At 42.6% G+C, this 13,447-nt stretch carries 14 protein-coding genes; 6 read left to right on the top strand and 8 right to left on the bottom strand.

Translation table 11 applies throughout. The features are described 5' to 3' along the window. Positions 1–65 precede the first annotated feature (65 nt). From OO016_RS03415 to OO016_RS03395, 5 genes are all read left to right on the top strand, one after another. Positions 66–1,250 (top strand): retropepsin-like aspartic protease, encoded by a 1,185-nt coding sequence (locus OO016_RS03415; protein WP_266010849.1) that lies wholly within the window; start codon positions 66–68, stop codon positions 1,248–1,250. Between the two features lie 98 nt (positions 1,251–1,348). Further along, positions 1,349–2,476: a helix-turn-helix domain-containing protein gene (locus tag OO016_RS03410; protein WP_266010847.1), complete on the top strand. Its 1,128-nt coding sequence runs from the start codon at positions 1,349–1,351 to the stop codon at positions 2,474–2,476. A 60-nt stretch (positions 2,477–2,536) separates the two neighbouring features. Further along, positions 2,537–3,943 (top strand): S41 family peptidase, encoded by a 1,407-nt coding sequence (locus tag OO016_RS03405; RefSeq protein WP_266010845.1) that lies wholly within the window; start codon positions 2,537–2,539, stop codon positions 3,941–3,943. A 95-nt stretch (positions 3,944–4,038) separates the two neighbouring features. Further along, entirely contained in the window at positions 4,039–4,608 is a 570-nt protein-coding gene (locus OO016_RS03400; protein ID WP_266010843.1) for a hypothetical protein, read from the top strand. A gap of 40 nt (positions 4,609–4,648) precedes the next feature. Then, entirely contained in the window at positions 4,649–5,110 is a 462-nt protein-coding gene (locus OO016_RS03395) for a hypothetical protein (protein WP_266010841.1), read from the top strand. 84 nt (positions 5,111–5,194) lie between these two features. On the opposite strand, the gene OO016_RS03390 is transcribed toward OO016_RS03395, so the two are convergent. Further along, positions 5,195–6,160, bottom strand: coding sequence for an endonuclease/exonuclease/phosphatase family protein (locus tag OO016_RS03390; protein ID WP_266010839.1), 966 nt, complete (start codon positions 6,158–6,160; stop codon positions 5,195–5,197). A gap of 84 nt (positions 6,161–6,244) precedes the next feature. On the opposite strand from OO016_RS03390, the gene hflX reads away from it, so the two are divergent. Continuing rightward, positions 6,245–7,456 (top strand): GTPase HflX, encoded by a 1,212-nt coding sequence (hflX, locus tag OO016_RS03385; RefSeq protein WP_266010837.1) that lies wholly within the window; start codon positions 6,245–6,247, stop codon positions 7,454–7,456. Positions 7,457–7,719: 263 nt separating this feature from the next. On the opposite strand, the gene OO016_RS03380 is transcribed toward hflX, so the two are convergent. The 7 genes from OO016_RS03380 to sufC all read right to left on the bottom strand — a co-directional run bounded on the left by OO016_RS03380 (position 7,720) and on the right by sufC (position 13,436). Next, positions 7,720–8,646 carry a DUF3078 domain-containing protein gene (locus OO016_RS03380; protein WP_266010835.1) on the bottom strand — a complete coding sequence of 309 codons (927 nt, stop codon included), beginning with the start codon at positions 8,644–8,646 and terminating at the stop codon, positions 7,720–7,722. 74 nt (positions 8,647–8,720) lie between these two features. Then, a complete protein-coding gene (locus tag OO016_RS03375; RefSeq protein WP_266010832.1) occupies positions 8,721–9,224 on the bottom strand; it encodes a DUF2480 family protein in 504 nt (167 codons plus the stop codon). Positions 9,225–9,246: 22 nt separating this feature from the next. Then, on the bottom strand, positions 9,247–9,573 hold the full coding sequence (locus OO016_RS03370) for a DUF59 domain-containing protein (protein ID WP_266010830.1): 327 nt from the start codon (positions 9,571–9,573) through the stop codon (positions 9,247–9,249). Between the two features lie 11 nt (positions 9,574–9,584). Next, positions 9,585–10,007, bottom strand: a complete 423-nt coding sequence (locus OO016_RS03365) for a SufE family protein (protein WP_266010829.1) — start codon at positions 10,005–10,007, stop codon at positions 9,585–9,587. 56 nt (positions 10,008–10,063) lie between these two features. Beyond that, a complete protein-coding gene (locus OO016_RS03360; protein WP_266010827.1) occupies positions 10,064–11,296 on the bottom strand; it encodes an aminotransferase class V-fold PLP-dependent enzyme in 1,233 nt (410 codons plus the stop codon). A 20-nt stretch (positions 11,297–11,316) separates the two neighbouring features. Further along, on the bottom strand, positions 11,317–12,633 hold the full coding sequence (gene sufD / locus OO016_RS03355) for a Fe-S cluster assembly protein SufD (RefSeq protein WP_266011942.1): 1,317 nt from the start codon (positions 12,631–12,633) through the stop codon (positions 11,317–11,319). 50 nt (positions 12,634–12,683) lie between these two features. Continuing rightward, positions 12,684–13,436: a Fe-S cluster assembly ATPase SufC gene (sufC, locus tag OO016_RS03350; RefSeq protein WP_266010825.1), complete on the bottom strand. Its 753-nt coding sequence runs from the start codon at positions 13,434–13,436 to the stop codon at positions 12,684–12,686. Positions 13,437–13,447 lie beyond the last annotated feature (11 nt).

The raw sequence follows: 13,447 nt of genomic DNA, 5'->3' as shown, positions 1-13,447 counted from the left end.
GAATAAAAGTGATTTAGGCCAGAAATTCCGTTCGATAGGTATTTTTACAATTAGGTATACCCCTTATGAAAAGAATAATATACATCTTCATTGCCCTAGGGCTACTGATCAATTATGCTTGTAAAACTCATTGGACCCAGGCCATACAATCCGGAACAATTAGCCAAAAGGAGTTCAGGGAATCCATTGGCATAGAAATTCGCAATGGGCTTATATTCATGCCCGTTAACATTCAGGGAAAAGAATATCGCTTTCTGTTTGATTCCGGTGCACCCTTGAGCATTTCAAATAAACTTCAGCGTGACTTAAATTTTAAATTAGTTAGTCAGGGAAACTTAATTGACAGCGATAACAATAGAAAGAACATTAATTGGGTAAGTGTTGAGTCCCTAAATATTGGTAATGTGTCTTTCAATAACCAAACTGCATTTATTGGGGATTTTGAATCCAACCCATTATTAAAATGTCTGGAAATAGATGGGATTGTTGGTTCCAACCTTTTGCGACATTGTGCCTGGACGATTGATCAGGAGGCAAAATCCATAACCTTATCCAATAACATAAACAAAGATGTCCTTAAGAGAGGCCTTGAGATCCCCTTTAAAACAGATAATCAATACAATATGTTCACCAACATAAATGTAGGCCGGGCTACAGTAAGAAATGTATTGGTGGATTACGGCTCCAATGGCTCGATCGCTTTAAATGATGAGATATTCAGGGTGCTGAAAAATAGAAATATTATTGGTGAGACATTAACCGAAAAAGGGAAGCAGCAAAGTGGAATTGTTGGTAAACCAGTTGCCTTAAGTCGGGAAATCGTTTATACCGACTCGGTTAATATCGATACTACTACATATCTTAAAAAAGTGATGCTTCGAACAGGAAAAACTGTATCTGTGGGCAACAATTTACTATCACGGTTTAGAGTCACTATCGATTGGGATAACAAAACCCTCCATCTGTTACAAACTAAAGAAGTTCAAGACTCGATCCGCGTACCCGGATTTAAATTGGGTTACGCTGCTAATCAGGGTGTATATGTACAGTCAGTTATTGAGAATTCTAAAGCTTATCATAAAGGGGTCAGGGCTAACATGAAGGTGGTAAAATTAGATAAACTAAATTTTGAAGATGGTGATACTTTTTGCGACTATGTAAACTATGAACTTGGCAACATCATATCTATGGAATTGATTGATTCAAACGGTCTCATAAAAGAATATGATTTCGAACAGACAATCTATTAAATATTACATCCGTTAACAATGCTTTCTTTGTAAAACATTGCTGTTATAAGCTATATCACGGCATACTTGGCAGAAAGACCTGAAAAATAAATGCCTAAATGGTTACTTCAAACCCCATATTATTCACTCTAATTTGCGTGTTTGCCGTGCAGGCCATGATCCTAAGTGGGTTGATTGCTTTTAAACGACCCAGACGACTGGGAAATATATTCCTGGCCTTATTGGTGTTCTTTTATGCGTTGATGGCATTGAATATCGTGCTGGTCAATGTTTTGAAAGATTACGGAATGCTGCATGTGTTCCGATACATCCAAATGGAAATGATCTATGGCATCGGGCCAACCCTATATTTCTACACCAAATGCATAACCAACCCAAAATTCGAGTTTAAAAAAATACATTACCTGCATTTTTTACCCCTGCTTCTGGAGTTTATATTTTACAGGACTGCCATCTACAGGATTGGCTCTGATGGATTGTACCTGGAGGAATTACCTACCTATTCTTACGTCTATTTAACGCAGCAATGGATAGGCGTAATTTCCATTTGGGTCTACAGCATTATTTCCTTGGTCATTCTAACAAAATATCAAACCCAGCTAAAGGAATATTATTCCAAAATTGAAAACCTTTCCCTGAAGTGGCTGCAAACACCTATCCTGGTTTTTGTGAGCTACCATTTTATATGGAGGGTAATTACAGAGATTGATCGTTTTGTATTTGATAAGAGTTTACGTGAATACTACTTTTTGCCCAATTTTACCGTTCTGGCAGTAATTGCTTGTTGGATAGGATTCAAAGGCTATTTGCAGAAAGAAAGAGAGGTGGTGCATTTAAAGCCTCCTGAGAAAAAATCAAAAAATACGATTACAGAAAAAGACGAAGCCTTTCTTTCAAAATTCAAGCAACTGATGGAAAACCAGCAGCCTTATTTGAACCCGGATTTGAATCTGGCCATGCTGGCTAATTTGTTAGCCATGAAACCAAAACCATTGTCTTCTAAAATCAATCAGAACTTTGGTCACAATTTTTATGATGTGATCAATTCCTATCGCGTGGAAGCCTTTAAAGAACGTCTTCAATCTGCTGAACGCGATAAACTATCACTGCTTGGCCATGCGTACGAATGTGGGTTTTATTCTAAGTCGACATTCAATCATGTTTTTAAAAAGATCACCCATCAGACCCCAAGCGAGTATCTTAGGACCTTGAAAAAAGCGTCCTGATGGACGCATTCGGTCGATCTCAGGATTTTTGAACCCTATGTTTGCCGAAAAAACAGAGTCATGCCCAAAACAAAGGCTTTCCATATCACGAACCTTAAACATTTTCTGGTAATTCTGACCGTCCTTTTCAGCCTGCAAACTTCAGCCCAGCAGTTTTCCAGGGCAGATGTCTTATCCGATTTAGAGTATTTGAAATCATCCCTGGAAGAGACCCATTTTGATTTGTACGGCCATACCACAAAAACCGAATTTGAACAGAACTTTTTAGCAGTTCAGAAAGAAATCCGGAAAGATAGTTTTGGTCTTCTGGAAGTGACCAATCTTTTTCAGAAAGTAGTTGCCCAAGCCAATAATGCCCATACCAATGTTCCTTTTCCAATTCCCTCCTATGTGGAATTTTTCGAATCCGGTGGTGTAGTTTTTCCGTTGGAAGTAGCTATAGAAAACGGAAAAGTCCTGGTTCGTAAAAATTGGTCTGAAAATGCTTCCATCTTGATAGGATCTGAACTGAGAAGTATAAATGGTTTGCCTATTTCAGATGTATTGGAAAAGATTTATCCACAAATTGCGGCTGAGAGCCTGTATTTTAAAAACACCCTGATTGAGTCATTTACCTTGCCCAGGTATTATTGGCAGGTTTTTGGTGAGCAAAAGGAATTTAAAGTGGAAGTTTTCCAAAATGGGAAAGGCGTTACCTATACCCTCCAGGCCATAAAAGCCTGGGATGATTACGAGATGAAGCGTAGCGATATTGTTCAGGAAGACTGGGCGTTGAAATTACTTCCAAATGCAGCCTATTTAAGACCTGGAAGTTTATCCGGAGACTTAGAAAAGTACAAGAGGTTTATAGATTCCGCTTTTGTGGAAATCGATGCAAGTAAGTACAAAAACCTAATTATTGACCTGAGAAACAACGGAGGGGGCGATGATCCTTTTAGTGATTATCTGGTTTCTTACATTGCCGATAAACCTTTCAGGTGGAATTCAAAGTTTCAATTGAAAAGTAGTCGGATTTTAAAAGAAGATATCCGCCAAAACAAAGACACAACTCAAGCCTACTGGAAATGGATTTTAGCACTTAAAGACGGTGAGATCGGCGATTATGATTTCGGTTTTCATGAGCCACAACCGAAAGCAAAACGTTTTCAGGGAAAAGTGTATGTGCTGGTTAATCGCCATTCCTTTTCACAAGCTACAGTCGCTGCTGCTCAGATTCAGGATTATGGTTTTGGCGTGATAGTGGGGGAAGAAACAGCTGAACATCCCAATCTGCTGGCCTCTATATTTGCTTACACCCTGCCCAATACTAAGATCCAGTTAGGTATATCCAAAGGGAAAATCTACCGGGTAAACGGCATAGACAACGGTAAAGGGGTACTACCCGACATTGTCATTAAAGATCATCTTCTGGACGAAAACGATGAGATTTTAGCTGGGTTATTAGAACAAATAGAAAAATTGAACTAAGCAAAGACTAGGTAATGAGGCCTTATTGACTGACGCACATCATTGTCCGTTTACTTCAACGACCATAGCTTTATAGCCGTAAATCAAAAGAACAGATGGGCGACATTAACTATAAGAAGTATTTTCTTCGGACCTTGATAGTTGCATTGGTTATTAGTGCAGTAATCGGCATAGTAATTTTCCTTGTTGGAGACTTCGGGGAAACAGAAATTAAACTCCTCTTCACTACCCTGGCTATAGGTGGTTTTAGCCTTACAGGACTCAGTAGTTCTACAATTCACAATCGGGCTGGGTTCAGGTCTTTCGCCCTGATTGGAATGCTTATTTCTGTTTTGGCCTTCCTGACGACCATAATCACAATCTGGGACATTATTGACCCTGATTATATGTGGCAGACCGTACTTATTTTCATAATTCTTTCTGTATCCATAGCTCATATTTCACTTTTATTCCAAATAAGCCCAAAAACTAATAAGGTAAAGTATGCTCTAATCGGGACCATTGTCTTCATCTCCATTGTTGCCCTAATGCTTATTAAATCGACAATAAACAAGTTTGAAGAAAATGAATTTTACTTCCGGCTTTTAGGGGTTTTCGCCATTCTTGATGTTTTGGGGACTATAGCAACCCCTATACTGAACAGGATAACGGAGAAAAAAGAATAAAAACTACTCCCAATAAGGCAGAATTGAAACATCAGTTGTAATGAAAAAGTTATCAATCTTGATCCTCGCTATTACATTAGGATGTGGAACCCAAACTCAAAAATGTGATCAGGTAGATCCTAAACAAGCCGAGCAATTGGTAATAGACTTCTTAATCGCAGCAAACGAAAGTGATTTTGAAAAGATGCAAAGACTTACCACTCAGGATTATACGGTATACCTTGATGGAGAGGTGTATAACCATGATAAACTTGTGCAATTAATAATAGATTTTCCGGCACCCGCAGAATGCTTATTTGAAGAATTTGAATTTGATGTTGATTCTGATTGTAATAGTGCACTTCTAAAATACTACTACGTTGAAACTCTCACTAAGAATGACACAAAGGTTAAATCATATGACCTACAAAGTGCTCATATTATACGAATAGGGGATGAACTTAAACTGAATTTTATACATTCCACAACGGTAAATAATAGTGCTGCTAATAACACACCCTGAGCCTCATGATTCTTGCTGCCAGTATATGTAATGGAAATTTTTTCTCACTATGGAGAGAAGACCTATGGCATGATGCAAGCTGCCTTAATTATTAAATTTTAATTGGATATAAACCGGAAAATGGTCGCTAAATCCGCCCAGGTATTTCTTGCCCACATAGGTGCGGAAAGGATTGCCCCGGTAGCGCCCTTTCCATTCGGTAAGGAAATGGGCATCGAAGATATTGGCCTGGGTAAAGCTGTGTGTCCCTTTTTCGTAATTAAAAAAGCTATGCGAAATCAGGATCTGGTCGAAGAGGGACCAGGTTCTGCGGTAATTGGCACTACCCCGTTCCGGTGTGGCCAGCTTTTCCATGGGATTATACAAATCAAGATTCTCCTTTAATTGCTTAATGCTTTTTGCTTCCGGACCGTCATTAAAATCACCCATGATTACAAGGCTAGCATTTACTTCCTTGTTCAGGAGGTCCTTAATGAAGCTGGATAATGTATGTGATGCCGTCAACCTTCGAGACTCCGTTATTTCTTCTCCCTTTCGGCGTGAAGGCCAGTGGTTAACAAACACATGAAGTGCTTCCCCATTTAGCTTGCCCCTCACATAAAGGATGTCCCGGGTAAAATCGCGCACGCCTTCCTCGTTGTGTACGAGCAATGGGATGGCTTCAGAATGAATTAATTCAAAGCAGCTGCTATCATATAACAGCGCTGTATCTATCCCCCGTTCATCCGGAGAATCGTGATGTGCGATCCCAAGAGAGTAGCGATTTAGCGGTTTTGTGTTAATCAGGTCTTTCAATACTTTTTTATTCTCCACCTCAGCTACGCCTATTATAGACGGTAACTTTCCGGAGGTGATTTTCCCCAGCTTTTCAATAGTTCTGGCCAGTTTGTGCAATTTACGCCTGTAGCGCTTTTCGGTCCACTTCTTTGGCCCCTGGGGGGTAAAGTCATCATCCAGGGTAAGGGGGTCGTCCTCTGTGTCAAAAATGTTCTCAAGGTTGTAAAACCCCAGGGTATAACTGTTTGAAGGGGTATGGCGTTTGAATAGCATAATTTATCTTCCAATCGGACTAAAGCCCTAAAATAAGAAAAACACTTGTCAGCTATTCCTTAGATTTGCATATTAAACTTCCTCATGTTAGAAAAGAAAGCAAATACGTATGAGAAGGCCGTCCTTATTGGTGTGATCAACCGCCAGCAGGATGAGGAAAAGGTAAAGGAATATCTGGATGAACTGGAATTCCTGACCTATACGGCCGGCGGGGAGGTGGTAAAGCGCTATACCCAGAAGATTGATGTGCCCAATCCACGCACTTTTATAGGTAGCGGGAAAATGGAAGAGGTAGAAGAATTTGTCAAAGAGAATGAGATTGGCTCTGTGATCTTCGACGACGAGTTAACACCTGTACAACAGCGTAACATTGAAAAACAACTCCGCTGTAAGATCCTCGATCGCACAGGCCTGATCCTGGATATTTTCGCCCAGCGGGCCCAGACAAGCTACGCCCGTACACAGGTAGAACTGGCCCAGTACGAATACCTTCTGCCCAGGCTAACCGGCCTCTGGACACACCTGGAAAGGCAAAGAGGGGGTATTGGTATGCGCGGTCCGGGGGAGACCGAAATTGAGACCGACCGCCGAATTGTACGCGATCGTATCTCCCTGTTGAAGAAGAAACTGGACAAGATCGACAAACAGATGGAGACCCAGCGGAGCAACCGGGGGGCTCTTGTGCGTGTTGCCCTGGTAGGATATACCAATGTGGGTAAATCTACCCTCATGAATGTGATCAGCAAGAGTGAAGTCTTTGCCGAAAATAAATTGTTCGCTACCCTGGATACCACCGTGCGGAAGGTGGTACTGGGAAACCTTCCATTTCTGTTAAGCGATACGGTTGGTTTTATCAGGAAACTGCCTACCCAACTGGTGGAGAGCTTCAAAAGTACACTGGACGAAGTACGGGAGGCAGATCTGCTGCTTCATGTGGTGGATATTTCCCATCCCAATTTCGAGGACCATATCGAGTCCGTTAACCAGATCCTGGGGGAAATCGGTTGTGCAGAAAAGAACACCATTATGATCTTTAATAAAATCGACTTGTATGAGCCGGATGAGATCGAGGAAGATGACCTGGAAACTGTGAGGACTACAAGGCATTTTACCATTGCCGACTGGAAGGAAACCTGGATGAAAAAGATGAGTGGAAACGCGGTCTTTATTTCGGCCCTCAATAAAGAAAACCTGGACACCTTCAGGAAACGGGTTTACCATGCAGTGCGAGAAATCCACGTGGGCAGATTCCCTTATAACAACTTCCTTTATCCCGAAAATCTGGATGAATATTAAGGCGCAATCCCGGCAATACAAGGTCATTCATCGGAGAAATTGACCGCTTGTATTTTTCGCAACATCATAGTCCCCCTTCACAACATAAATTGGGCTTGCAAAGCTTCTGCTCCTATCTTTGGTTTACAGATTAAGTTTAAGTGATAACCCCAAACTGACACTTAACCCATTCAGCTTAGGAAAGCGAAACCCCATTTACCACATCCTACTTATCAAAAAAGCCCTGAAAAATCAGGGCTTTTTTTATGTAGTGTATCTCTTCTCTAAAATTTATAGCTAAGACCCAGTGTCCAGTAGGTCTGCAACTCATTATCTATACTGTCAAAGGTAGCCGCAGTATCCCCCAAGGTATTTATGGCGTAATTCAACGCTTCCTGTTTGTTGCTCCTCAGGCCAAATTCAAATCCCACACCGATCATCTTCCAAAGGGTATATCCAAAAGAATTAATCCAGGTCCAGTTAGAAAGGTTGCTGTCTTTATAACTCTGGAACATAGACAGGTTAGACTTGAAATTGACTGCCCCAATGCTCCGGGTGTAATCTGCTACGATCTTGGCACCGAATGAGGAATCAAAAACCGTATCCCCACTGCTGAATACGAAGTTATAGTTGAGCGGGTGTACCACCACAACCAGATCCGTAACAGGGGTCCAGGTGAATCCGGTTCCAATGTCGAGGTAACCCGGATCGTTGAAATTGCTCAAAACGGTGGTCCGGTATTCCCCAAGTACAGAAACAGCGAGCGTCTTGCTGATATATCTTCCGTATAGGGACGATATATTAAAGACGTCTGTAGCCTGTCTGAAGCCATCCGGGTCCGTAGGGTCATCTTTGTCGTCCAGTTTCACCCAGCTAAAATTGAGGTTGGCCGTATTTCTCCAGAAGTATTTCTCCTGTTTCAGGTTGGCATAGGCATTGACCGTAAATCCAATATTCCCGGACGCGTTGTTGGGTATCCCCTGGGCGTACCAGTTGCTAAAATTGGATAAGTTCCCCCCTATTGTACCAAAAGCACCAATCTTCCACCCTGGCAGGGCATCAATTTTGGCCTGAATGGCATCTGCCCGCGACTGGATGGCGGAGATGGAGTCTTTCTTGGTTGCCAGCTCGCTTTTCAGTTCAGCTTCAGTCTGAGCCAGCCCCAGAGAGCATCCCAAAAAGAACAATACGAGTGTTACTAATTTTTTCATGATTATATGGGTTTATTAAAAGCTTATCAACCGCTAAAGTAGTAAATGTTAATAAGTATACGGGGTTATGAACATTATTTACGTTTAAACAACGGTACCGAGGAGCAGGCTTCTCCGTACATCACGCTTTTGGCCGTTTCCTGTATTCTGGCCGTTGCCCAGATATAGGCATTTTTAGGGACGGGTTTGTTGGTACAGCCCTTTATTATCACCGGTTTATCTCGGAACTGCTCTGTATCCAAAGCCTCTAAAACCCTTTGATAAAGTACCGTTTCGAGGGTTTCCAGATCGCCCACCACAATCTCTTTGGCGAAAGCCTGAAGTCGTGAACTTATCAACATATAAGCCCACCCGGGTATAATGGCCTCTGAAGAACACCGCAGGGCAACAAAAGCACCCTGATAAACTGACCAGTCACAGGCATCCACATGTGCCCGGAATTCTTTCTCCCTCAGGATAAGCCCCTCATACAGCCAGTCTTTGATATCCAGCACCATTCTCGGCCCTACTGGATAATAATCCTCCAGATCAAAGGTGATGAGTTTGCTCTGGGCTACGCGGTTGACAATTTCAGACATGATGATTGGTCGGGATTAAATTTTAGAGCAGTCCAAGTTCCAGTTTGGCTTCTTCACTCATTAGGTCCTGCGTCCATGGGGGATCAAAGGTGATTTCAACCTGTGCCCCATTGACCATATCCAGGGATTTAACCTTTTCTTCCACCTCAACGGGCAGGGATTCTGCAACCGGACAATTGGGAGAAGTAAGCGTCATGAGGATCTTAACATCGTTGTCTTCGTTAACGAAAACATCGTAGATAAGTCCCAGTTCATAAATATCTACCGGAATTTCGGGATCGTATATGGTCTTTAAGACCCTTACGATCTTTTCTCCCAGCTCTTGTGTATCTCGAACGGCTTCGCTCATTGTATTACTTCTTAATTCAATTGGGTTTGATAGGCTATGGCGTACATCTTCAGTTGCTTGATCATACTGACCAGTCCATTTGCCCGCGTAGGAGATAAATGTTCCTTAAGTCCTATCTCGTCTATAAATGCAGTATCGGCGTCAATTATATCCTGGGGTTTCTGGTTGCTGAATGCCCGTATTAAGATGGCAATGATCCCTTTGGTAATTATGGCATCACTATCTGCCGTGAAAACAAGTTTATCCCCTTCAAGCTCGGCATGCACCCATACCTTGCTCTGGCATCCTTTGATAATATTGTCATCGGTTTTATAGGCTTCATCGATCAGGGGCAGCGATTTTCCCAGTTCAATCATATACTCATAGCGCTGCATCCAGTCGTCGAACATCGAAAACTCCTCAACAATCTCTGCCTGATTTTCCTGAATAGTCATGCTTTAATTTTCAACAAAAATACAATATGAATCCCGCGTATTCAAAAGTTTGGGCGTTACGAAAGCATCTGCACGGCCCTTTGGATACATTCAACGAGTATATCCACTTCTTCCCTACTATTGTAAAAGCTAAAACTTGCTCTTACCGTACCCGGAATCTGGTAAAAATCCATGATCGGCTGAGCACAATGATGGCCTGTACGCACAGCAACCCCCATTTTATCAAGAAGGGTTCCGATATCGTAGGGATGAATTCCCTTTACATTAAACGAGATTACAGAAGTCTTGTTTTTAGAGGTGCCGTAGATCTTCAATCCTTCAATAGAAAGCAATCGCTCTGTCGCATACTCCAGTAATTCCTTTTCATAGGCAGCGATAGCATCAAAACCAATGCCGTTCAAATAGTCTATAGCGGCCCCGAAGGCAATCCCACCACAAATATTGGGAGTGCCAGCCTCAAACTTATGGGGAAGACCGGCATAGGTGGTTTTTTCAAAGGTCACCTCGGAAATCATTTCCCCACCACCCTGATAAGGGGGCATTTTATTCAACCATTCTTCTTTGCCATATAGCATCCCAATCCCGGTAGGACCACAAACCTTGTGCCCTGAAATGGTATAGAAGTCTACGTCCAGGGCCTGTACATCTGCCACCATATGAGGGGCCGCCTGGGCGCCATCTATCAATACAGCAGCTCCCACCGCATGAGCAGCATGAATAATTTCTTCAATAGGGTTCACTGTTCCCAGCGCATTGGATACATGGTTGCAGAATACCAGTTTCGTATTCTCATTCAGAAGGCTGTGAAATGTTTCCATTACCAGTTCCCCATCAGCATTCATGGGGATTACCTTCAGGCTTGCACCGGTCTTTTCGCAAAGCATTTGCCATGGCACTATGTTGGAGTGATGTTCCATAGCAGAAACCAGTAATTCATCTCCCTGCTCAAGGAAAGGCACAAATCCATTGGCCACCAAGTTAATACTATGTGTGGTCCCTGAAGTAAAGATTATCTCATAGGGCTTCCTGGCATTGAAATGTTCCTGCAACTTTATCCGGGCTCCCTCATAGGCTTCAGTCGCCTCCTGGGAAAGTGTGTGTACGCCCCTATGGATATTGGCATTGTAGCGGGAATAGTAATCCACTATCACGTCAATAACCTGCGTTGGGGTCTGTGAAGTTGCCGCATTGTCCAGATAAACCAGTGGCCTGCCATGGATCTCCCTTTTCAGTATCGGAAAATCGTCACGAATAGCAGTGATGTTTAGCCCGGACTTTGCTTCGGCCATAATACAGGGTTGAATTAAAATTACAGGTCAAATCCCATCTTCACACCAAGCTTTTCCGCAATGAGGTTATTGATACGGTTTTTAAGCTCAGGAATACGCACACTGCTCATCACGTCGTCCGTAAAGGCATACATCAATAATGCGGTGGCTTCTTTTTTAGGGATCCCTCTGGATTGCAGATAGAACATCGCATCGTCATCCAGCTGCCCAATGGTACAGCCATGGGAGCATTTTACATCATCTGCAAAGATCTCCAATTGGGGTTTGGTATTGATGGTGGCCTTATCGCTGATAAGGATATTGTTGTTTTGCTGGAAGGCATTGGTCTTCTGAGCAATCTCATCAACAATGATCTTTCCGTTGAATACACCGGTGGATTTTTCACCATAAATACCTTTGTAGTCCTGGTGGCTCTCACTGTCGGGCTGCTGGTGGTGCACCAGGGTATGATGATCCACATGTTGCTTCTCCCCAATAATGGTTACCCCTTTCAGTGTGGAATCGATATGAGATCCTTCCTGGTAGAAATTCAAATTGTTACGGGTAAGTTTCCCACCAAAGGAAAATGTATGTACCCGTACTGTACTTTTGGATTTCTGGGCGATATAGGTGTTGTCAATAAGGGAAGAGGAATGCCTGTCGTTCTGCACCTTGTAAAAATCGACAATGGCATTTTCGGCTGCAAAAATCTCCGTTACGGCATTGGTTAGAATTTCATTGTCTGTAAGGCTAACATGACTCTCTATGATCTGCAACTCGGCATTCTCCTCGGCTATGATCAGGTTACGCGGCTGAAGCATCAAAGAAGCTTCTGTCCCGGTTGCAAAATGGATAATCTCAATAGGTTTCAGCGGAGCTTTGTTCCTGGGGATGTAGATATAAGCCCCTTCCCTGCTGAATGCAGTATTCAGTGAGGTCATTTGCTCCTCTTTGGAAGCCACCTTGTTGAAATAAAGATCAATAAGCTGGCGATACATAGCCTTGCTCAAGGCTGAACTCATTAGGCATACATCTACCCCGTCATGAGTAGTTTCCGAAAGATAAGAGCTGTAGACCCCATCTACAAAGACGATCTTATAGGTGTCTATCTCATGCAGGAAATATTTCTTAACCTCCTTGTACTCCAGGGTTTTCGATTTCTTCGGAAAAACGCTGAAGTTCGTCTTTTGCAGTTTGCGCAGGGAGGTATATTTCCAGGCTTCCTCCTTACTGGTTGGAAAACCCCTGGATTCAAAATTCTTAATAGCTCCCAAACGGATTTCATGAACAGGATCGTCAACATTCACCTTATTCTCGAAGGCCATAAAGGAGGATACCAGTTTTTCTTTCAGATCAATTGCCATTTTTTCCTTGCTGTAAATTGATTTTGTCTATTTGCCGAACAGGTTTAGGCAACCGTTTCGTTCTTAATCCAGTCGTATCCCTTCTCTTCCAGCTCAAGCGCCAGTTCCTTGGTGCCTGATTTTACTATTTTTCCGTCGTTAAGTACGTGAACAAAATCAGGTACAATGTAGTCCAGCAATCTCTGGTAGTGAGTGATTACAATTACCGCGTTGTCCTGGCTCTTTAGCTTATTTACCCCATTGGCCACAATTCTCAAAGCATCGATGTCCAAACCAGAATCGGTTTCATCCAGGATGGCCAGTTTAGGTTCCAGCATGGCCATTTGAAAGATCTCATTCCGCTTTTTCTCTCCACCAGAGAACCCTTCGTTAAGGGAGCGAGATAAAAACTTGCGGTCGATCTCCAGAAGCTCTGCTTTTTCGCGAATCTTTTTGAGCATTTGATTGGCAGGCATTTCTTCTTCTCCCCTGGCTTTACGGGATTCATTGATTGCCGTTTTCATAAAATTAGTAACGGTAACCCCGGGAATTTCCACCGGATACTGGAAGGAAAGAAATATCCCTTTGTGGGCACGCTCTTCCGGAGCACTGTCTTCCAGATCTTCTCCGTTAAGCAGAACCTGGCCTTCAGTTACTTCAAATTCTTCTTTTCCAGCAATAACCGAAGCCAATGTACTCTTTCCGGAGCCATTGGGGCCCATGATCGCATGCACTTCCCCTGCGTTAACTTCAAGGTCGATTCCTTTCAGAATTTCATTGCCTTCAACTCCGGCATGTAGATTAACTATCTTAAGCATTGTGAATTATT

Origin of the sequence: Lentiprolixibacter aurantiacus (assembly GCF_026241225.1) — a bacterium.
GTDB lineage: Bacteria > Bacteroidota > Bacteroidia > Flavobacteriales > Flavobacteriaceae > Lentiprolixibacter > Lentiprolixibacter aurantiacus.
Note: the sequence above shows the minus strand (reverse complement) of the source record. Positions and strands in the feature narration are given on the sequence as shown.